Origin of the sequence: Richelia sinica FACHB-800, from assembly GCF_014698825.1 — a bacterium.
Lineage (GTDB): Bacteria > Cyanobacteriota > Cyanobacteriia > Cyanobacteriales > Nostocaceae > FACHB-800.
In genome coordinates, this window is the sequence record NZ_JACJTT010000021.1 from 41,866 (window position 1) to 62,884 (window position 21,019).

Below are 21,019 nucleotides of genomic sequence, written 5' to 3' on the forward strand. Positions count from 1 at the left end.
AGCATCATTAAAGATGATATTCATCTATAGCAGGGGACAGGTTACAGGTTACAGGTTACAGTACTAAAAGCCTTTTTGTGTCTAAGTTTTAGTTGTAGTTAATATCCTAACTGTCTTGTCTACAGCTATAAATGGATTTCTTGCTTTTGAGTAAAGTGCATGGCAATACCTTTCTCATAATAAGCAGCTTCATTAATAAAAATGGGATAAACTGTTGATTCACCTTTATAAATAATATTTTCCCCATTAAAGGTCACAAACATCGGCTCACCTGGATGAAGGGGTTGATAATCTTGATATTGCAGTTGAGGATGAATCATTGCGGCAATTTCTCCCACTTCATTTCTAGGATAATCTACAATATTAATAGACTGATAAGCCGTTAATATATTGCTGGTTTTTGGTGTTTTACCTTGATTGCTGGCTTGAAAATAATCTAGAATTGCATAGACAACTTGCTCAGTTTGTTGAAATAATTCTGCATGTAATACCCCTTGGGGAACTGCACCAACTTCCACGACAATACCAAAATTACATATAGAACGCAGAAAACCACTAAATTTTGGTTGTTCATGGACACAAATTTTGACCAAAGGGTTAATTGTGGATAAATAAGCCCCTAGATTTAACAAAAAAGGATGCTGATTACTGAGAATAATACTGATACCCATATTTGAGGTTGTAGTATGCAAATCAATAATGGCATCTACACCAGTTTGATTATTTGGGTGTAAAATTTGATGGATTTCCTTTGCTCGTAAGTCCTCATACGTAGAAGGAGAGTTGTCTTGTAAACCATAAGCATGAAAACAGCGATTTAAATCTTTATCAATATATCTTTTGTTTTCTTGAATTGCTTTGAGATTGCCCAATACAGATAAAGTTTGAAAACTGGATCTAATGATTAAATTGACATTTTTTTGAAACTTTTTCACTAAAAAAACACCAATTAACTCATTGCCATGACTACCTCCTACAATGGCGACGCGATTGATCAAGTTCATACAGCCTCCTGATGTAAATAAAATGGCAACAAGTAAAAATAATTAAAAGTCTATTTAAATTTTCTGTTAAATATAAGCAAGTAAATGTTGGCAGAAAAACAAATTCAATTTCAATTGGCTAGGAAAGGATGACATAAGATTCCCTACTAGTTCAGGAAATCATATTCTAGGACATAAAAACATAGAAAAAGTGTATTACCTCTATAAGTAGAAGTAACACATTCTATATTTTATGTTTTTTGATGCAGTAATTTTCGTTTCGTATTAAATATTTCTGCTATGATGTTGATAATACTTATGAGCAGCCATAGCCATAGCAAAGAATCCCCACATAATCATCCCGGAAATACTCAGCATTCCACTACTAATAATTAGCTGCAAGCAGGAACTGATCCCAATAGCACGGGCTGCACTGATAAAACTATCAAATTTAGCTTCTGTATATTTGCTGACTGTAACTACTATTAAAATTAAGCCACCTAAATAGGGAATGGCACCAAACCAACCCAAGGTGAAAAACATATCTAAAACACCACTATCAATTACCACTACTTCGATTTGCCCGGTTTTTTCATTTACCTTCCAAATATTTCCTAAACCATTACCGAAACCGTTGGTCAGAGCTAATCCCAGGTTTCTGTCGTAACTACCAGAGCGATCGCGGAAACTGCTATCTTTTTCTAAGTTGGTAAAACTTTCTAAGCGGGTGGTGACAACTTTAGATATTGGTTCAATGGTGACTAAGGGCACTACACACAATGCCATTACCAACAAAATGGTCACTAAGCGGATTTGAATTTTTGTCTTGACTGAACCCATAATCAAAATTACGCCCAATAACCAGCCACCCCAATTAGTACGTGCTTGGGCTAATAGGAATGATAAATAACCAACGGCAGAAGCTGGAAAAATCAGCGGTCCGGTACTACTGAATAGTAATAATAACCCAGTTTGCATGACAGTACCGAAGGGGCCAACTGAGTGCATGGTACTCCAAACCCGCATCCCAAAGGGTTCAGGAGAGCCGGAACTACTGGTCATTTCCGATTTAATCAGCCAAAATTTATCCCACTCTGGAGCTACCACAAATTGATAGATACCATAGGCACCTGTAATGATGACACACCAGAGAAATACTTGCTGTAGATTCCGACGATAACTAGGATAGTCTCGCCAATTCACAAACAAATGAAAAGCAAAGATAATGGGGCTAACCCAATCTAAAAAGCCTCTAAAGACTGGTACAGGTTGATTGTAAATCAGACCAACTAAAAAGCCATAAAAAACCCCCACAAAGGCTAATAAAAAGGGCAAACCTCCCTGCTTGAGAGTGCGAGGCAGGTGCTTGAAAAAAGTAAAAATAGTAATAAATACGACTAAATAAGGGGTGATTAACATTTGGCGGGTCGGGTCCCAGCCCACCCGGTAATCTACCAGCCGAGTGAGTAAGGGGGTGAGAAACCAAACCCACCAAGTGAAGCCCAGATAAAAAATAGGATGACGTAAATATAAAAAGATAGCTACAACAAAAGCCGCACCAGGAAACACAGTCCGCAACATAGCACTGGAAGTAAAATAGCAAGCTGCGGTGATTAAACAGAAGCCAAAAAGAGCGATCGCGGCTTCTGCGTTTCTCTGTTTATTAGGAGAAAAAGTTTGTTGTAGAGGGATTTTCTTTAAAGGTATTTGTTCAGATAGCATAAGTAAGGAGTTCAGGAGTATGCCTTCGGCACGCTGCGCGAACAGAAGTTTAGAAGTTCAGGAGTATGGCTGCGCCACGCTGCGCGAACAGAAGTATGCCTACGGCACGCTGTGCGAACAGAAGTTGAAAAATGCCAGAATTCAGCAGCAATCGCATTAATTATTCTGTAACTTCTGTCTTCTTCTTTCTGCGGTACGCTACGCGAACAGCAAACCTGAACTAAAAAGAATTAATGTGTATTCCCCTGCTGCCCGTGTTTCCCCTTTTCCCCACCACACCTATGCTGTTAATCAATTATTCTCAGCCGAAAAGGTGGTCTGAGGATTAACATTCACGCCATAGCTTAAAGGTAGGCTTTCTGACGCTATGGGAGTTGGGGTTGGGGGAATGGGAGTTTGCCATGTTTGCCATCCTTGCCAGCGTCCTTGCCATGATGCTACAAGCTTTTGACTGGCTAGTTGTTTTTGGCTGGGGAGGAATCTCAACCATTGGAGTAAGCCAAAACTATCTCTGGAGCCGATGATTAAGGCCCAAAGTAAGAAGATGGTGCGGCGAACAGGGGGGAGATGGTCTAGTAAGACAAGGGTTTCGTTGTGAACGAGGTTAGTTAAGGCTGTGGCGTTGAATTGCTGGCGTTGGTCTTCGTCAAACCGTGGGGCTGGGTAATGGTCTACGGCAACATTGGGGTCATAAATGATTTTCCCACCTGCCCGTTTGAGTGCTAGGGTAAATGCCATTTCAAAATGGACTTGGGCCCCTGTTCCTTGCATTCTTTCATCAAATCTGAGTTGTTGAATGGCGCTGTGACGAAAGCTCATGTTGACTCCTTTGAGGACATCAACTTCACGGGGTTCACCAATACCCAGATGATGATTACCAATGACACGACCAAACCATTGCAGTTTACCGACTACAGTGCGGGAGCCATCTTCTAGTCGCTGATTTTGATAAATCCAATCACGTCCACCCACGGCAGCGATCGCTTTATCGGCTTGAAAGTGAGCGTTGATTTTCGCTAACCAATCGGGACGGGGGGCAGCATCATCATCAGTGATGGAAACAATATCGCCTTTGACTAGTTCCAGTCCGGTGTTTAGGGCAGCAACTACACCGGGTTGGGTGACGATCACAATATGTAGTGGTAGTTTGTGAGGGTAGAACTGACCCAAAAATTGCCAAGTTTCTGCATCCGTATCGCGGACAACGATAATCAGTTGATCAACTGGTTTAGTTTGGGCTTGCAGTGCTAATAGACAACGGGATAGATCCTGAGGACGACGATAGGTAGGGATGAGAACTGTGTTCCTCATTGACAATCAACTCCTCAAATAGATCTACATAGGTTTGTGCCATTTTTGTCCAGCTATGTTGTTCGGCGATCGCCCTAGCTGCTTGACTCATTTGTTCGCGGAGGGAGCGATCGCTTGTTAATGAAGACAGTGCGGTGGCTAGAGCATTAATATCGTCAGTGTCTGCTAAAACTATTCCCGCCTCTGGTGTTACTAATTCTGCACCCCCTGTAGCGATGGCGGTAATAACAGGCAGTCCTGAAGATAGTGCCTCTAATAATACGAGGGAACAGGCTTCGTAACGGGAAGGAAATACAAAGAAGTCCACTGCCCGCATAATGGCAGCAATATCCCGCCGATAACCGACAAAATGTACTCTGTGAGTAATACCTAAGTTAGCCGCTAATTCCAGAAAGGGGCTTCCTTCTGTGTTGCCAACCACGACTAAATGGAGGTCGGGCACCTGGGCTAATGCCTGGAGAATCGTATCTAGGTTCTTTCTGGGTGTGCGAATATCTCCAGCAAATAAGGCTAAGGTGACGTTGGCTGGTAAACCTAATTGTTGGCGGGAAACTACACCAGGGGAAAATTCTTGTAAGTCTACACCATTGACAATCACCTGGAGTTGGGAAGGTGGAACGCCGATACTAATTAGTTCTTGGGCAACTTTATCGGAGACTGCAACCACTCTTTTAGCATGACGAAAGGCGCGTTTTTCCCAATGAGCGTTGAGGGCAGTAAATAACCATTGGTACAAGCCATAGAAGTCTCGCCGCAATCGGGAAATATGCACAGGCGATCGCAACCAGGAACTATGGACAAAATGCACAGCGTTGATATCTGCCACACCACCAGTAATTGCCCCATTCACTTTGACTAAATCTAGTTCCCCTCGATGTTGGCGTAACCAAGCGGCACTTTTTTGGGCAAATATCAAATTACGTAATAATTCTGTTGGATATTTATCCACAGGAATTTGCACCCAATTAACTAATTTATGCTCTGCTAAATCTGAAGCAATTTCACTGGCTAATAATGTTAAGGAATGTCCGCGACGAATGGCTTCTTTAACTACTTCATAATTCACTCGTCCCTGACCATCACCTGCTTGAATTTTATGGGTGACAATGCCAATTTTCACTGCTAACCTCGAATGGAGTTTGGATTTATAAATAGACAAATGTTTTAAGCATTGATCAAACTATTTTCTGATTGATTTTTTCTCCTTTGCATGAAAATTAGCTTATTAACCAAAAACCACGGAATAAAACTGAGAATTAAGGCAACAACAGTGCGGAAATTAAATTTCTGTCCCTTGAGTGCTAGCAAGAAATAAGGACGGGCATCAGCAACTTTTTTATCTCGCAATAAACCAATTCCCAAAGTGGTATGCGCCTCTAGGCATTGCTGTTTAAAATATGGATAAAACTCTTGCAGTCGCACATCTTCCATGAAAGTTTGATAACAGAAAATTTCGCTCTTAGCCTTGCGAATTTTGGCTTGAATATTCCGACCACCACTCATCATCGTGTCGGTTTCTTCATGGCAACGATAGCGGGTTAATTTTTCTGGATGATAGTAAACAGCATACCCAGAAATACAAGCCAGATAGGTTAAATATAAATCCCACATACCGCCAACTTCAGCCGGAATTTTATCCCAATCAATGACACCATTGCGAAATACAGCTGCTGCCGCAGTGGGAATGCTTTTATAAACTAAACCCATGGTGGTAAAGTTGGTATGTACTCCACCTTTAATTTTATTGCGTTTATAAGCCCGTGAATTTTCTTCCGTTGCTACCTCGTCAATGCGGGTATATTTATCAATAATATATTGGTCACAAAAGGACAAAATGACGTTGGGATTCGCTTCCAAAGTAGGAACTAATTTAGCTAAAAAATCTTGATTCCACAAATCATCATCATGCAAACTAGCAAAGTATTTACCTTTAGCCATTTTAAAAGCATGAAGTTGATTAGCTAACAAACCCACATTTTTTGGATGTCGCCAAAAACGGATGCGTGGGTCTTGAAAAGATGCAACTAAAGCCTGGGGATTTTCAGGGGAGCAATTATCAGAAACGATAATTTCAATATTTTGATAAGTTTGATTGAGGGCGCTAGTAATTGCTTGTTTTAGGTATTCCGGTCGATTATAAGTAGGAATGATAACACTGACGAGAGGTTCTAATATCTGAGAACTAAAAACCATTCATTAACTCCAGATTTATTAATAGCGAAATTCAGCAATAGTTGTGTCGTAGATTTTTTTCAATCGTTGAATATGAATATCTAGGGTAAATTCTTGTTCGTACCAAGCTTGACCTTGCTCACCCATCAATCGGGTTTGTTCATGGTTATGTGCCAGTTGATTGATTGCCTGTGCTAGTTTTTCAATCTTCAAGGGAGGAATTAAAATCCCCGTTTTACCATCCTGGATATGTTCAGGAATACCACCCACAGCACTAGCAATGACGGGACGATAACGTGCATAAGCTTCCAGGGTGACTAAACCAGCAGGTTCTGGCCATAGACTGGGGAAAACAACAGCAAAACAATTGTGATAGAGAGATTCGAGTTTTTCACCTTGACACCAACCATGCCAAGTAATGCGATCGCTCAGTCCCATCTGAGCAGATAATTGCTCTAGTCTGGGTCTTTCCCAACCTTCTCCGGCAATATCTAAATGAATGTGACTGTCGGTTTGCGCTAAGGCTTTAATCAACCATTCCAATCCCTTGTCAGGAACAATCCTACCGACAAATAAAATGCGCTGATTTTGATGAATGTCTGCCCTTAATTTTGCTGCCGGTGATTTAGGTTTTTGTACCCCGCAATGCAATGTTGTAACTCGTTCAGGAGGTAAACCATTACTAATAATTTGCTCACGAATATAGTTGCTATTCGCAATGACAGGAATATTAATTTTTTTGAGATTTTCCAAAAAATGATGAGTATTCCACAACTTTTGACTCAGCACTTGTGGTCTGCGACAACCACACTTGTCTACAAAATGTCCCCAGGTACATCCCAAGGGGTGCATAGTGCGATCGCATGGCTTTTGTTGTGCAGCTAAATACTTGGTGCCACTCGGACAATAACTACAGTGATTATGTAGTGTAAATATTGCTGGTAATTCTCCTGTCAGTTCTCCTAAACATTCCGGGTCATGGAGATGTAGCAATACACAATTATCGCGCTTGAGATATTTTAAAGCCGGAAGGTGAGCGTTTTTCACCCCTGGCATATGGGAATTAATTAAAGATGCGATATAAGTTTCTAACCCACCACCTTTAGTAATATCAACTGCCGAGCATTGATATATGATTTTTTCTGTAGCTAATGTTGATATCATGTTTGTATGTAGCAGATTCTAAACATCACTTCAAAAACCAATTAAATTTTCTAGGGCAAAGTAAATTTTGATGAGTCCAATACTGTGTCAATTACACTAAATTCAACCAGAATTTATGGCGAATGTCGCTGACATAATGACGCAACGCTACTTGTTGATAATTACAATTGTCTTGATACCGGAATTGGTCATTAACATGTAGCACAAACTTCTCTGAATTTAGTGGTTTAGCTTGAGCTTTGTGCATCGCTAAATGTACTACAGTTTGTTCTGTAAAATATTCAGGTACATCGATGACTTGTTCTACTCGGTCTAGCGCTTCTTGCCAATCTATTTGTTGTTGCAGTAAGAAAAAACCAGCATTAACTGGATGGAGTTCTTTCTCGTGATTTAATAACAATCTTGCATCTAGTGAAGGTAAACAATCTGGTAAATACCAAGCATGACTTTCATCAGATTGGCATAACTTAATGATTGTTTCTGCACCGGGGAAAAATAAAATATCGGCATCAGTATAAATAGTTGGCTTGTCGATAGACATTGAAGTTAAGACTGCCAATCTTTTCCAAAATGCCATGATTGCTTTTTGTGGACTATTGACCGCAAATTTCCTAATTATGGGATGTACATAATTTGTTAATAGTTCTTGCCAATCAAATACCTGGACACAATTGTGAATTTGTTGTAAAGTGTGAATAGATTTAGTTGTATAAGTGCCATCAGAAATCACCACAAACTTGGCAGGAATTCCTACAAAGCGAAGAAATGAGCGAATATTTGCTACTTGAATGGCTAAATCACGCTCACAGGAAAAAGCATAAATATCGATATCAACTTGGCGTTGATGTTGAATAGGAAACTTAACAATTTGATTGAGAGACTTTGTGTATAAAGAGCGAATTAATTGACCTTGAATTTTAGCTGAATGATATCCTACGTTAACCATATTTTGAGCGATTCCCTCTAAAGTTAGAATTCATGGTTAATTGGAAATTCAGGAATTAGAAATCAGAAGTGCTTATTAAATCAGGAATATAGAGAAGGAAGATTTGCTGATCATAATTAATTCTGATTTATCCCTGAATTCAAACTTTATTTATTCCCTTTGACTTGTTTCATACTGCATTTGGTGATAGTGCCAAAGTTTACCTCGTAGGTCTAGCAACTCCTGATAATTACCCTGTTCTACTATCCGTCCCTGTTCTAAGACCACGACTTTATCGGCTTTAGCAATAGTAGAAAGACGGTGTGCGATCGCGATGACAGTTTTACCCACAGATAGTTGTTCTAAAGCCTCTTGAATCAAGCGTTCTGAGACCGAATCTAAAGCACTAGTAGCTTCATCCAAGATTAAAATTTCTGGGTTGCGTAATAATGCGCGAGCGATCGCTATTCGTTGTCTTTGTCCACCAGATAAGCGCACACCTCTATCTCCTAGTTGGGTGTCAAATCCTTCTGGCATAGCTAAAATAAACTCTAAAGCATTCGCTAATCGAGTCGCTTCTTTTATTTCCTCTTCCGTTGCATATGGACTACCATAATTAATATTATTCCAAACAGAAGTATTGAAAATAAAAGTATCTTGACTAACGACAGCTATCTTATTTCTGAGAGAATTAATTTCAAACTGACGAATGTCTAGGTCATCAATATAGATATGACCTTCCGTAACGTCATTAAAGCGAGGAATTAAATCAGCTAGCGTAGTTTTTCCTGCACCTGAAGCACCGACTAAAGCAGTCATCTTACCCCGTTCTACTGTCAAGGTAATATTATTCAGAATTTTTTGCTCTGGACTATAAGCAAAATCTACACCCACAAAATTAATCGATCTTTGCAACCCAGGAAATTGAATCGCACCATTTTGAAAATAAGGCTTATCTTCCGACTTCAACAGATTTTTAATGCTATCTGCTGAACCTTGCATTGTGCTGAGAAATGCTCTTGTTCCATTAATATCTTGAATAAACGGAACCAGTCTAAATAGTACAAAGAAGAAAGTCAATAAAGAACCAACTTCTAAATGACCATTAGCTACAAAGGTAGTAAAAGCTAAAATAATCATCCCAATTAGTATAGTAGTCGCTGCACTTTCCGCAATTGGTCTGACTAAATTCCAAACATAAATAACTCTAGTGGAAGCTTGGACTACTTGATTACTAGCCTTGTAGTAACGATGACGCTCAAAATCCTGGGTATTAAAAGCATGAATTGTGCGAATTGCATGGATAAACTCTAAAGCTGTAGCGGTGAAATTGCCATTAGCTGTGGACACATCAAAACTTGTTTCTCTTGCTCTAGCATTGAGAGTTGATAATCCTACTGCCAGAAGTGCAAATAACATCACAGCAATAATAGTCAGCTTCCAGGAAAGCAACAGCATTGTGATGAAATAAACACAAACTGTTAAGCCTCTAGTAAATAGAAATGCTCCACCGCTAAAACTTTGTTTAATCTTTTCAATTTCTGTAGTAATTGTATTTACTAATTCACCAGAACGAGCATTAGTAAAATAACTGATATTGAAAGATTGTAATTGTTCAAAAATCTGCTTTCTTAACCGATCAGCAAGATGAACTTGCACTAATTCTGTATATATTTGGGCAAAATAATTAAAAATTGCCCGCATCCAGGTGCTGATTAGAATCAGAAAGCAGATTCGATATAGGCGGCTAATAGCTGATGTATTAACCCCTAAAATAAATTCATCAAACCACTGGTTGCCTATTCTCATTGGTTCAGCATTAGGGTTAGTCAAGTTCTGGAGAAATGAGAGTAAAAATCCAACGCTGATTCCTTCAAATGTAACAGCAAAAAATGTGAAAATTAAAGCCAGTACAGTAATTTTTCGCAGGTGTTTAAATTCTCTCAAAATTAAATAATTTGCCTGCCAAAATTGAGTTGCCTTGAAAGAAAAACGTAAAAAATTCAGAATTTTTAATTTCATTGGTGTTGTTTAACAACAGTTAATCTAGATTCATCAACCTATTTGGCTACTAATGATGCAACCAACTAACAATTCAATGTAAGTGCGGAACAAAGAAGCGAAAATTACCGCACTAGAGCCATGGAAATGTTTACAAATAATTCACAAAAAATTTGTCAACTTTCCCAGGCAATACTTATAGATTACTGGTATTCAAGCCTGAGTAAGATACTAATGGCTGTTGAATATTTAAACTCGACTGCACAGCTTCATCTAATTGACCATTATTATAGCCAAAAAAACTCAATTCTCCCCTGATGATATTAACCAATTTTGGTAAATTATCTAAACCATATTTTCGCATCCATGATCCAATGGGAATCATATTAGCTTCACTACCAGTGTAGAACTTGAGACCCCGTATCAGCTTACCTCTTTCCCCAACATACCATTCAGAGATAAACAGCATTTCTGGTGAATATCTACGAATAACAAACATTAAAGCGAGGATGATTGGACTTAACCACAGCAGTAGTCCACATCCTAAGCAAAAGTCAATAATTCGTGCAAAAAACCTCAAAAATGGATTACTCTTCTTCAGAAACCTATTACTAAATGCACTCCGAATATATAATTGTTTGTTGGCTTTATGACATGCTTCTGCCCAAAATAATAAACAAGTAGTGCCTAGTCTGGGGTCTATATCTACCAAGTTAATCGGAGAATGTTGTAAACAGTTGACTAACAATTCTTCATTTTCCAATGCTGGTAAATATGGCTGTTTCGATTTTCTCGGTAGAGTGACTAAAAGCTTGCCCATTCGCCATTGAATTGAGCAGTATTGAAACCGAAAATGTGGATGGGATTGAGGCGGAGAAATAGTATAGTTACTCTGTACACTGGGAATGATTGACGCTGACATATATCTTTTCATGTATACAGGACTTAATGACTAACTTGATATTCAAATAGGCAAAAATTTGAATATCTCAGTGACAGTGCAGGATAGACAATATAGAAAAAGAAAAAATGAATCTGGTTACAGAATCGATGAAGATTATCTGCTTGTTTATTTTAAAGATTCAGTATTTCACAAAAATACGTCACTCTTACCTTTTACTGCAATTGCATCTTCATTTTCTAGAATATAAGAAAATAAAAAAACTGTTGCGGCCATGAAACATTCTTTATTCACTCTTTAATTACTTGGTTTGACAATCATGATTTGATTAAAATGAGATAAATTGCAATTAACATAACTGAAATAAAATTATTGATTGTTATGTAATTAAATCAACAATTTCTCATGAACATGCCAGCCCCATTCTTGAATTGGTGCAGAAAATCCATGATATAAAATATATTTTTGATTAAATAATACAGTTTAATTTATGGTGAATAATATTCTTTTTAAAATCAATATATAAGATTCAAGTTTGTTGTTATTTTAAAATCCTCACATTTTTCTGACAGCAGGATAATTTTATTTATGTGAATTTAATCAAATATATAAGGGTAGACATCTTGTCTACCCCATCAATAGTTAATGTTAATACAGTCAATTACTATACCAAAGTATATTTTTAGGAATATTTGACGGTGCGTTGACCTATGGGACAACACACCCTACATAGTCTAGATAGACTTGCTGATATTCTTAGCCTTGTCCTTTAAATCCAGCTATTTCCCAAATAGGTATACGTTCAGATTTAGGAATAAAGGTTAACAATAGTCCCAGGATTGCCCGGAGACTATTTTTTTTCTGTTGAATTATTTTGGAAAAATAAAAACGTGCTGTTTCTGGTTGACCATCTTGCAAAAAGCTTTGAGCTAACACAAAATTAGCTGCTAATAATCTCTGTTGAAAATATGCTTGAAATTTCTCTAAGTTGGGATCTGCAATAAATTGTTCATAGCAAAATAGATGGTTCTTGGCTTTACGAATATTACTTATGGGGTTATCAGTTAAAGTATCAGATTGTGGATGCTGTCTATAGCGAGTCAGCTTTTCAGAGCTATAATAAGCGCCTAGACCAGAACGAGAACAAAGGTAATTAATATATAAATCGTAGCAACCACCGACCTCTAAAGGAATTTCATCCCAGTTGACAACTTCCTTGCGAATGACCGCAGCATTAGCACTAGCTACAGACATATTAATTATGCCCTGTTCATAAAAGGGTTGATAAATGCCTGTTTTTAATTCGCTACGTTTAAATGTCTGCGAATTTTTAGCCGTCAATTCATGGTCGATGATGCCCTTGGAGTTAATAATATAACAATCAGAAAAAGCAACAGCCAAATGGGGATTAGCTTCGAGCATAGGGACAAGTTTGACTAAAAAATCTTCCTCCCATATATCGTCATCATGTAGGCTGGCAACATATTTTCCCCATGCCATTTTAAAGCCATTTTTAATATTAGCTACCATACCCAGATTTTTTGTATTGCGCCATAAGCGAATACGTGAATCTTGAAAAGAATCAATAATTGCTTGGGGACTGAGATCACTACAGTTATCGCAAACCAGAATGTCAAGATGGCGATAAGTCTGGTTGACTGCACTAGCGATCGCTTCCTGAAGATACTCTAGTCTATTATAGGTAGGAATAATAACGCTGACTAAGGGTTGTGTGTAATCATCAAACTCTGTCATAAGGTTGGCATGGGTATTGTTAGTAAAAGTGCACAAGAAATATAGGACTTACCCACCAAGTTATTTGTAGAGATACCAACTGGTGTAAGTCCTACCCTAAGACGACCAAAAATGATTTAACTATTTCTCTACCGCTTGTTTGAGCGCCAATCGTTGTGGCTTAACATAGGGAACGTATGTAGTATCAGCATTCGAGACCCCATTAGCTACAACCCCAATCAAATTCAATTTGCTTAACATTGCTGTAGCTTGAGCTATCTGAGTTTTTGTCACCTTACCCATACTGGCCACCATCAGCACACTGCGACAAGATGATGCTGCCAGTAGGGCATCTACCAAACCCAGGACTGGAGAGGCATCAATCAATACCAAATCATAGTTTTCTTCAAATACTGCCATCAACTCCTGCATTCTGGGAGAACTCAACAGATGGGCAGGATCACTGGGGATGGGGCCTGCGGTGAGAATATCAATATAGGAAGAACCAGAATAGGGAACCCCTATTTGATTAGGTATGCTCACATCACTAGCAAGTAAAGTTGCCAGTCCTTGTTGATTGGGAAGATTTAACTGCTTGTGTAAATGTGGGTCGCGTAAATTAGCATCAATCAACAGAACTCGTTTATGCAACCTTGCTGCACTCATGGCTAAACCTAAAGCCAAAGCTGACTTACCTTCATCTGGTAAAGCAGAAGTCACCATTAAAGACTTTAAATCAACAGACCGATTGAGTAGTTCAATATTCTTATAAATCAGATCCAAAGATTCCCAACGAGGTGGAGAATGCAGCACTTGTATTGTCCAAGGTGCCAAAACTTCTGGTTTACCAAAGGGCAACTTAATCATTGATTCCTTTGGTTTGGCTGGTGGTAGTTTGGGTGTAGTGCCTAATAAGGGTACAGAAAAGCGTTTCTCTAACTCAGCCGTTGTACGTACAGAGTCATCAGATGCTTCACGAATAAAAGCTGTCATTCCACCTAGCAATAACCCCACCACTGCACCCAACAACAAATTTTGTTGCAGGTTTGGGCCGACCATCACACCTTTTTGGGGTTCTTCTACTACTTCCCAGTTAAATCCACCTTTAGAAAGTTCTTGCCGCAATTGTTGCTCTGCCCTTAACAATTGCTCCATTCTTTCCCGGCTAAATTGTAATTGAGGTAATAGACGATTGTAATAAGCCAATAGCGAAGGAAAACGCTTGAGTTCCGCACGCAATTCATTTTCCTTTTGTGCCAAGGTTTGATCACGGGCAGCTAACGCAACTATATTTGTCTGGGTATCTACCAGTTGACTAGTGAGAGTCAGGTCAATTTGTCCTAGTTGACCTTGTTCTAGTAGAGGTTGCCCAGAACCAACAGCCTTGAGGGACTGTCCACCTAAAGCTCGACTCACCTCTTTTTGCAATAACTCTTTTTGGCTTTGCAGTTGGTCTTTTAACTTCTGCACACTGGGTGTGTCATCAGTAAAACGCAACCGTTCCTGTGCTAAAGCCAGTTCAGTTTTTTGAATTTCATTGAGTAAGCTTTGATAACGAGAAGACTGACTCAACCGCGAAGAAACCAAAGCATTTTGAGGAGAACGATTCAGTTGTTCTTGCAAGGATTTTTGCTTGGCTAAAGCTTCTTCGTATTGAGAACGAGTAGTTTGTCGCTCTTGCTGGACAGTATTTAAACTAGTTTCTAGAGCCTTAGCTTGGGATTCTGGATCAATCAGATTTTGATTGCGGCGAAATCGTTGTAAATTCGCTTCTGAAGCATTAACTTCATCACTCGCTTTTCTTAATTGTTCACGAATGACTTGCAGACCTTTTTGTAACCGAGAATCTTGTTGTTGTTTGTTATATTCTACGTAAACTTCGCGAATAGCTGTGAGAACCGCTTGAGTTTTTTCTGGATCTTGATGAGTATAATCAACTTGAAATATTTTGGTGGCAACATTATCTTCTTTAGTTTTTAATTGTTCTAAAACTAAAGATTTTTTCAAATCAGCGACAGTAATGTTGGGATATTGAGATTTCAGTTTAATTACCGCTTTTTGTAATAATCCCGTACTTTGCATCAAGTTGAGTTGGGTGGCGGTGTCAATCTCTACATTCGCATCAGTAAATTGAGTTTCTACTCCTCCTGTTTCTCTTTTACCTTGATAGTTTGGCTCTACCAACAGTTGCATTGAGCTTTTGAAAGTGGGGGCTGTTCTGAAAGTAATCAGACCTGCAATAGCAGTAGAACTCAAAAATACTAATAAAAACCAAGGAAATCTCCGCATAAATACAGCAAAGATTTGTCCATAACTTGGTTCATCATCTGCTATAGCTGGAATTATTTGCGGATTTAGACTTGTTTGAACCACTTTTATTATCTATCCTTATCTGCAAGATGCTATGCCTATTTTTTTATCTCCAAGAGTGCATTGAGTGAGATTAAATGAATGCGCTACGCATACCACAAGTCCCATGGAGAATTTGCTCAACCTTACTAAAAAAAGCTTGCTCAGAAAAATTGTTGACTGCGTGATTACGAATTTTTTCGTAATCCCAAGCAATACTGTTTCCTTCTAGTAATGCTGTGTGTAAAGAATCTGGAGTTTGTTTTTTAAAGAAAACGCCTGTTTGCCCAGGTATTTGCGTATCTAAAACGCCACCAGCACCATAGGAAATAACTGGTGTGCCACTGGCATTGGCTTCTACAGGAACTAATCCATAGTCTTCTAAAGCAGCAACAATAATTGATTTAGCTTTAGCAAATAAGTCTTTGCGAGTTTTATCACTGACATGACCTAAAAACTCGATATTCGGTAATGCTTTGGCTTGGAGGCGTTCTTTTTCTGGGCCGTCACCTGATATTAATAAATGCCACCCTAACCAGTTAAAAGCCTCAACTATGATATCAAGACGTTTATAACTGATCATTCGTGCCGATGCAAGATAGTAATCTTCTTTTGTTTTGGAGAAAATAAAATTTTTGGTATCAATTGGATAGTTGACTACGAGGGATTCTTTGCGGTAAATATTTTGAATACGTTGAGCGACAATACTAGAGTTAGCAATGTATAAATCTGGTTCTTGGGCGTATTTTAAATCTACTTTTCGCATTAATTGAAATATATATTCAATTAAGGGAGCGAAATAGCGATAGTCACCATATTCACGTAAATAAGTTTGGGTATCCCATAAAAACCTGGTCACATTATGACAAAAGCAAATGTGATAGGCTTGGGGTTTTTTCCGGACTGCTTTAGCAAAACTGGTGCTACTGCTAATAATCAGGTCATAATCTTGTAAATCCAGGGTACGAAAAGCCGGAAAATACAAAGGAGCCAACATCCGAAAATATTGGGCTGCACGGGGAATTTTTTGTAAGAAAGTAGTTTTAACGATGCGATCGCTCAAATCAATTGTTCTTTCGGGGTCGTAAATCGAAGTAAAGATGTCAGCGTCAGGATAGCGCGTACATAATAATTCAAAGACGCGCTCTGCTCCACCTCGTTGAGTTAAGTAATCGTGGACAAGAGCAATTTTCATAATTTCCAACCTGGATATGAAGGGAAAAATATAAGTTTTTGTATCTGGAGGAACAGTTTTATTTATAAATTGTGTTAGAGCATAAATTTTATTAGTTTTCGCTAGTTAATTGAGGCTGATGAATATCTGCGCTAGTAGCAATCTTGAATCAGGAAAAATGTAGGAACATGGCTTTTTATCTGGGAAATATAATTGATGCCATGCCCCTAAGAATGATTTATAACTTATTGATTGGGGGAAAATTTACCCAACTGCAACTAGACTTTTTGTAGCAGCGAAATAGGTGTTTTGTTCAAAACGTAGTTTATCGGCTAGTCTACCTACTGGTAGTTCTACATCGTCGTAGGTGAGGACTTGATCCCGCGGAATATCTCGTTTGAGACGACAACCTTCTGCTAAACCCATTGGTAGGAGGTTTTCTGCTTGGACAACATCGGCATTTTCACATTGTCCATAGGTCATGTAGTAACCGATGCCGTCAAGAGTTTCTCCCGCTTTCAGGTCAATTTTAGCGGTGGTGACAACATCCACCATTGGCCCAGCTAAAGGTGCCAGAACTGCATCTTGGAAGAGGACTGCACGGGCCACAGACAGAGGTACTTCAAAGTGGCAGAGGTGATAAGGAGTGTAGAAACTGTAAAGGGGGCCTTCTCCGAGTTTGTAGAGGTTGAGGTAATGGCATTGTTTGGGGTCTTCGTGGGTGGCAAAGACATAGACTCCAGGGCCAGGTTTAGCACCAACAACATAATCAACGATGCCACCTAGTTGTTTGAGTAGGTCTAGGTCATATGCTTTGGTGAGTTCGTCCACATGTCCGGTGAATTCATAACCGAGCATTCCCCGTTTAGCAACTTTCATGCCTGTACCGTTGGCAACTATGGCCTGTTCAAAGGAAATTTTGCTGCCATCGGCAAAACTAGTCACCATGTGAGGTTTTTGTCCCCAACGTTTAGCAAAGGCTTCTTGGGTAGTGGGGTTGCGGTAGGGGTCTTGTAGTCCTTTAATGTTGCCGCATAGGACAGGAGTTAAGCCAATGCTTTTGACAAACCGGTAGAGGTTCATTTCTACCCCTGGTTGGTCACCATCACAGGCACTGAGGATGACTCCAGCTTTATCGGCATAGACTTTGAGGATGGGGCCAATGGTGCTATCTAGCTCGGCATTCATCATGATGACATGTTTGCGATGGGCGATCGCATCGGTAATCACGTGAGCACCAAATTCTACTGCTCCAGTCACTTCAATAATTGCATCAATGCCAGCCGCACGACAGATTAAATAGGGGTCTTCTGTGACTGCATATTTACCTTGGGCGATCGCATATTCTAATTGACTGACTGTTTCTACATCTTGAATATCATCAATTCCCGCTTCTAAATAAGCTTGTTTAGCTGTATCAATATGACGATTAAAGATAGCAACTAGTTCCATGCCTGGCACAGAATTGATAATTTGATTAGCAATTCCCCGTCCCATAAAACCAGCACCAATCATCCCTACTTTCACAGGATTACCAGCTTCGGCGCGAGCTTGTAATGCTTTATCAACAATAATCATTATTTCAACTCCAGAGATAATTAATGATATGAGACCGGGTAATATTTTGTTTTTTCGTTGGTTATTCCCTGTCTTTCTATTCAATCAATTTTGCTGTTTTCAGTATTATTCTGATATCAATATGGGTATTTATAGGAATTTAGCTATGCTAAATTCCTACATAATCGCATTCTGAATTAAGCTAATGACTACTACCAACTGTCATCATTCGCATTAATGGCCAATTTAAATCTTTGTCGGAAATTTCTGTTACTTCTAAAGGCCATTGAATATTAAAAAATGGATCATCGTAACGTAAACCACGCTCATAACCAGGAGTATAAAATTCACCAACTTGATATATTACTTCACAGTTATCAGTAAGTGCTTGATAACCATGAGCAAACATTTCTGGCACATATAAAGCCCGATGATTTTCGGCACTGAGTTCAACGCCAAAGTGGGATAAAAATGTCGGTGACTCTGGACGCATGTCTATAATCACATCATAAATAGCACCTTTAGTACAGCGAATCAATTTTGTTTCTGTGGCTGGTGCAATTTGATAGTGCATACCACGTAGTGTCCCTTTTTTATAATTAAAAGATAAGTTACATTGAGCTACTGTTGGCTTTAATCCGTGGGCAATAAATTCCTGAGCACAAAAAGTCCGGGCAAAAAAACCGCGATGGTCTGGCTTTTCCTCTAAATCAATAACAAACGCATCTTTGAGATTAGTTTCGGTAAATTTCATAGTAATAGTAATTGCAGATTGCTTGACAGTTGTGTGAACTAAAGACAGTAGATAAGTAGGTCAGATTTGAAAAACGTAAAATGCAGTTACTGGGATTGCTTCATACCAATTCCATAAAAGAATGCGACAGATGCGTAGGTTGGGTTGAACAAAGTGAAACCCAACATTTACAAGGTTTTAGAGTGTTGGGTTTCGTACCTCAACCCAACCTACATCTGTAACAATCATTTTTTAAATTGGTATCACTCCACTGTGTTCCTTTCACAATGACGTTTTATATTTAATCAGGTTGACCTACTTAATTATTAGGAGTTCAATGAAGAACTTACGGTTGGTTTAGCAAAGGTATCATCCCAATATTGAGTACAAAGTTCTGGTCTTTTAGGTGGGTTAGTAGTGTAGACAAAAAAGAGGGCTGACCGTTCTTCTGTGCGAATTGTACCGTGATGTAATGCCGTTCTAGGGTCAGCAATCACTACTGTTCCCGCAGGACCAGGACAGGATTTCCAAGCAGATTTGGGAATAATTGGTTCAACTTCTTCATCATTAATTCCTAAATAACCAGACTGCCACAATTTATAATCAACTCGGTAGGCATTTGGGTTAGGAAATGAAGTTAAAGATAGAGGAATATATTCAAAAGGCCCGTGTTTTTTTTCTACATCATTTAAATAAATGATGACTTTTACCATACGACGGTCTTCTGAATCTTTATGCCATAGTAGTGTACCAAACTGATGTTCATTTGGAAAATCTTTCCGAAGATGAACTCCATGAAAAGCCACAGGTAAACCAAGATAATTTTCAATAATGTTAATTAGGCGTTGATTATTACCCCAATTGTAGATTTCTGGTAAATCTGTCAGGGTGTAAATTTGTGGCAATCTCTCATCTAAATTTTGATTATCAACTGCTGCCATTCTCACCAGTTGCTTATATGCAGATTGGAGCATTTTTGGTGTAGAATCTATACCTAAATCAGCCAAAGAAGTAATGTAAGCTCCTTCTGTTTTTAGAGTATTAACAATGAAGCGATCGCCTACTGATAATTGAGGTAAATTGCTTCTATGTTTTACTAATGATGCTCTATATAGTACCTCTGATTTCAAGTTAAATAACTTGTCTTGAATTCTGTTGATCATAGGATTAACTCCTGACTCATTTACAGACATTTATTGCTCATACTGTCTGACTTCTTGGCTGCTGGAATTATCTCTTGCTTCTGCCAATTTGAATTCCCGTGTTGGGATGGGAATTAATTCAAAAGCAGATATAGTTACTAAAGCCAAAAATGGTACCACAGTTTTAATTGCAGAGACAGGCCATCTGCGTAAAGCTCCTAGAAATACTTTTAAATTGACCTCTTTGAAGTTATGCAGCATCATCTTGCGACAAAACTCCTGAGAATAGCCACTTTCTTCTAGTTTTAAAATTACTTCAGGAATGTGTTTATATTGCATTAACAGCGCAGATTTTGGCTCTTTCTGCCAATAGCTGACACCCACGATACATTCTAAATAAATATCTTTTGTCACAACCACTCTACCATTAGCAGCACAATAGCCAGCTAAATACGCTAAAGCTATCCAATTGTTAACGGCATCCGGCCACTTTTCTAGAGCAACTTTGACTAAATCAGCCCGGTAAATTGTGGCAGTTAGGAAGATAACTGCACCAACACTTTTAGCAAAACAATGCCCAAATGTTGCTTTACCTTCTCTTTCCCCTTCTTCTTGATCTGCATCAAACCAACGATTACCAATAATGGTCGGTGGATGAACAGCTTCTCCTGTAATTTTGTTACGACCAGAGAAATTTAAAAAGAGTAATGATAAATCTGTATATTGTTTAATTTTATCTATGATATGAGCAATGGCTCGTATCTGAATTGGGTCATCATCACCAATTGCCCACACATATTTAGTAGTAGCTGTACTTAGGCAGTAAAAAATATTTTTCATTACGCCTACATTTTCAGGATTTCTATTATATCTAAAGGTGATATGACTCAAGATATTTTGCCACTTTTTCACAATAATTGGTGTGTGGTCAGTTGAACAATTATCAGAAACTAAAATTTCACAATCAGATTCAAATCCTTTGATGGCTTGAGACAACCATTCTAATTGCTTATCAAGTAAATCAGCACGATTATAAGTAGGGATAGCAATAGTTAATAGTTTGGTCATGGGGTGTAATCAATATCTTTTAAAGTGTGGTTATGAAAGTAGTGCAAACAAAGAACCAAAATACAATCATTACCAGGTATTAA

17 protein-coding genes are annotated in these 21,019 nt (G+C 38.7%); 1 reads left to right on the forward strand and 16 read right to left on the reverse strand.

What is annotated here, in order from left to right; translation table 11 throughout:
* Nucleotides 1-125: 125 nt before the first annotated feature.
* Together H6G73_RS15080 and H6G73_RS15085 are read right to left on the reverse strand one after the other, a co-directional pair.
* On the reverse strand, nucleotides 126-1,004 hold the full coding sequence (locus H6G73_RS15080) for an aspartoacylase (protein ID WP_190605849.1): 879 nt from the start codon (nucleotides 1,002-1,004) through the stop codon (nucleotides 126-128).
* Between the two features lie 264 nt (nucleotides 1,005-1,268).
* Entirely contained in the window at nucleotides 1,269-2,705 is a 1,437-nt protein-coding gene (locus H6G73_RS15085) for an O-antigen ligase domain-containing protein (protein WP_190605851.1), read from the reverse strand.
* A 19-nt stretch (nucleotides 2,706-2,724) separates the two neighbouring features.
* Between H6G73_RS15085 and H6G73_RS15090 the strand changes: the two genes are divergently transcribed.
* Nucleotides 2,725-2,865 carry a hypothetical protein gene (locus tag H6G73_RS15090; protein WP_190605853.1) on the forward strand — a complete coding sequence of 47 codons (141 nt, stop codon included), beginning with the start codon at nucleotides 2,725-2,727 and terminating at the stop codon, nucleotides 2,863-2,865.
* A gap of 131 nt (nucleotides 2,866-2,996) precedes the next feature.
* Here the strand turns inward: H6G73_RS15090 and H6G73_RS15095 are convergent, their stop codons facing one another.
* From H6G73_RS15095 to H6G73_RS15160, 14 genes are all read right to left on the reverse strand, one after another.
* Nucleotides 2,997-4,016, reverse strand: coding sequence for a glycosyltransferase (locus tag H6G73_RS15095; protein WP_190605855.1), 1,020 nt, complete (start codon nucleotides 4,014-4,016; stop codon nucleotides 2,997-2,999).
* Nucleotides 3,934-5,136 carry a glycosyltransferase family 4 protein gene (locus H6G73_RS15100; RefSeq protein WP_190605857.1) on the reverse strand — a complete coding sequence of 401 codons (1,203 nt, stop codon included), beginning with the start codon at nucleotides 5,134-5,136 and terminating at the stop codon, nucleotides 3,934-3,936. The genes H6G73_RS15095 and H6G73_RS15100 overlap by 83 nt, the downstream gene beginning before the upstream one ends.
* Nucleotides 5,137-5,180: 44 nt before the next feature.
* Nucleotides 5,181-6,209, reverse strand: coding sequence for a glycosyltransferase family 2 protein (locus H6G73_RS15105; protein WP_190605860.1), 1,029 nt, complete (start codon nucleotides 6,207-6,209; stop codon nucleotides 5,181-5,183).
* An 18-nt stretch (nucleotides 6,210-6,227) separates the two neighbouring features.
* A complete protein-coding gene (locus tag H6G73_RS15110) occupies nucleotides 6,228-7,352 on the reverse strand; it encodes a glycosyltransferase family 4 protein (protein ID WP_190605862.1) in 1,125 nt (374 codons plus the stop codon).
* 91 nt (nucleotides 7,353-7,443) lie between these two features.
* Nucleotides 7,444-8,298, reverse strand: coding sequence for a hypothetical protein (locus tag H6G73_RS15115; RefSeq protein ID WP_190605864.1), 855 nt, complete (start codon nucleotides 8,296-8,298; stop codon nucleotides 7,444-7,446).
* A gap of 150 nt (nucleotides 8,299-8,448) precedes the next feature.
* Nucleotides 8,449-10,299, reverse strand: coding sequence for a heterocyst formation ABC transporter subunit HepA (hepA, locus tag H6G73_RS15120; RefSeq protein ID WP_190605865.1), 1,851 nt, complete (start codon nucleotides 10,297-10,299; stop codon nucleotides 8,449-8,451).
* A 175-nt stretch (nucleotides 10,300-10,474) separates the two neighbouring features.
* Nucleotides 10,475-11,200 carry a heterocyst development glycosyltransferase HepC gene (hepC, locus tag H6G73_RS15125; protein ID WP_190605866.1) on the reverse strand — a complete coding sequence of 242 codons (726 nt, stop codon included), beginning with the start codon at nucleotides 11,198-11,200 and terminating at the stop codon, nucleotides 10,475-10,477.
* A gap of 735 nt (nucleotides 11,201-11,935) precedes the next feature.
* Nucleotides 11,936-12,934 (reverse strand): glycosyltransferase family 2 protein, encoded by a 999-nt coding sequence (locus H6G73_RS15130; protein WP_190605868.1) that lies wholly within the window; start codon nucleotides 12,932-12,934, stop codon nucleotides 11,936-11,938.
* Nucleotides 12,935-13,054: 120 nt separating this feature from the next.
* A complete protein-coding gene (locus H6G73_RS15135; RefSeq protein WP_190605870.1) occupies nucleotides 13,055-15,286 on the reverse strand; it encodes a GumC family protein in 2,232 nt (743 codons plus the stop codon).
* Nucleotides 15,287-15,356: 70 nt separating this feature from the next.
* The gene (locus H6G73_RS15140; RefSeq protein WP_190605872.1) at nucleotides 15,357-16,457 is read right to left on the reverse strand and encodes a glycosyltransferase; all 1,101 of its coding nucleotides are present in this window, start codon (nucleotides 16,455-16,457) and stop codon (nucleotides 15,357-15,359) included.
* A gap of 243 nt (nucleotides 16,458-16,700) precedes the next feature.
* Nucleotides 16,701-18,014: an NAD(P)H-dependent oxidoreductase gene (locus H6G73_RS15145; RefSeq protein WP_190605874.1), complete on the reverse strand. Its 1,314-nt coding sequence runs from the start codon at nucleotides 18,012-18,014 to the stop codon at nucleotides 16,701-16,703.
* Between the two features lie 181 nt (nucleotides 18,015-18,195).
* Nucleotides 18,196-18,747: a dTDP-4-dehydrorhamnose 3,5-epimerase gene (rfbC, locus tag H6G73_RS15150; RefSeq protein ID WP_190605875.1), complete on the reverse strand. Its 552-nt coding sequence runs from the start codon at nucleotides 18,745-18,747 to the stop codon at nucleotides 18,196-18,198.
* Between the two features lie 305 nt (nucleotides 18,748-19,052).
* Entirely contained in the window at nucleotides 19,053-19,889 is an 837-nt protein-coding gene (locus H6G73_RS15155) for a phytanoyl-CoA dioxygenase family protein (RefSeq protein WP_190605876.1), read from the reverse strand.
* A gap of 30 nt (nucleotides 19,890-19,919) precedes the next feature.
* Nucleotides 19,920-20,936, reverse strand: coding sequence for a glycosyltransferase family 2 protein (locus H6G73_RS15160; RefSeq protein WP_190605879.1), 1,017 nt, complete (start codon nucleotides 20,934-20,936; stop codon nucleotides 19,920-19,922).
* Nucleotides 20,937-21,019 lie beyond the last annotated feature (83 nt).

Bases quoted from the DNA above. Each gene is read 5' to 3' on its own strand.
- H6G73_RS15080 (WP_190605849.1), bottom strand. From the start codon at position 1,004: ATGAACTTGATCAATCGCGTCGCCATTGTAGGAGGTAGTCATGGCAAT.
- H6G73_RS15085 (WP_190605851.1), bottom strand. From the start codon at position 2,705: ATGCTATCTGAACAAATACCTTTAAAGAAAATCCCTCTACAACAAACT.
- H6G73_RS15090 (WP_190605853.1), top strand. From the start codon at position 2,725: ATGCCTTCGGCACGCTGCGCGAACAGAAGTTTAGAAGTTCAGGAGTAT.
- H6G73_RS15095 (WP_190605855.1), bottom strand. From the start codon at position 4,016: ATGAGGAACACAGTTCTCATCCCTACCTATCGTCGTCCTCAGGATCTA.
- H6G73_RS15105 (WP_190605860.1), bottom strand. From the start codon at position 6,209: ATGGTTTTTAGTTCTCAGATATTAGAACCTCTCGTCAGTGTTATCATT.
- H6G73_RS15110 (WP_190605862.1), bottom strand. From the start codon at position 7,352: ATGATATCAACATTAGCTACAGAAAAAATCATATATCAATGCTCGGCA.
- H6G73_RS15115 (WP_190605864.1), bottom strand. From the start codon at position 8,298: ATGGTTAACGTAGGATATCATTCAGCTAAAATTCAAGGTCAATTAATT.
- hepA (WP_190605865.1), bottom strand. From the start codon at position 10,299: ATGAAATTAAAAATTCTGAATTTTTTACGTTTTTCTTTCAAGGCAACT.
- hepC (WP_190605866.1), bottom strand. From the start codon at position 11,200: ATGTCAGCGTCAATCATTCCCAGTGTACAGAGTAACTATACTATTTCT.
- H6G73_RS15130 (WP_190605868.1), bottom strand. From the start codon at position 12,934: ATGACAGAGTTTGATGATTACACACAACCCTTAGTCAGCGTTATTATT.
- H6G73_RS15140 (WP_190605872.1), bottom strand. From the start codon at position 16,457: ATGAAAATTGCTCTTGTCCACGATTACTTAACTCAACGAGGTGGAGCA.
- H6G73_RS15145 (WP_190605874.1), bottom strand. From the start codon at position 18,014: ATGATTATTGTTGATAAAGCATTACAAGCTCGCGCCGAAGCTGGTAAT.
- rfbC (WP_190605875.1), bottom strand. From the start codon at position 18,747: ATGAAATTTACCGAAACTAATCTCAAAGATGCGTTTGTTATTGATTTA.
- H6G73_RS15155 (WP_190605876.1), bottom strand. From the start codon at position 19,889: ATGATCAACAGAATTCAAGACAAGTTATTTAACTTGAAATCAGAGGTA.
- H6G73_RS15160 (WP_190605879.1), bottom strand. From the start codon at position 20,936: ATGACCAAACTATTAACTATTGCTATCCCTACTTATAATCGTGCTGAT.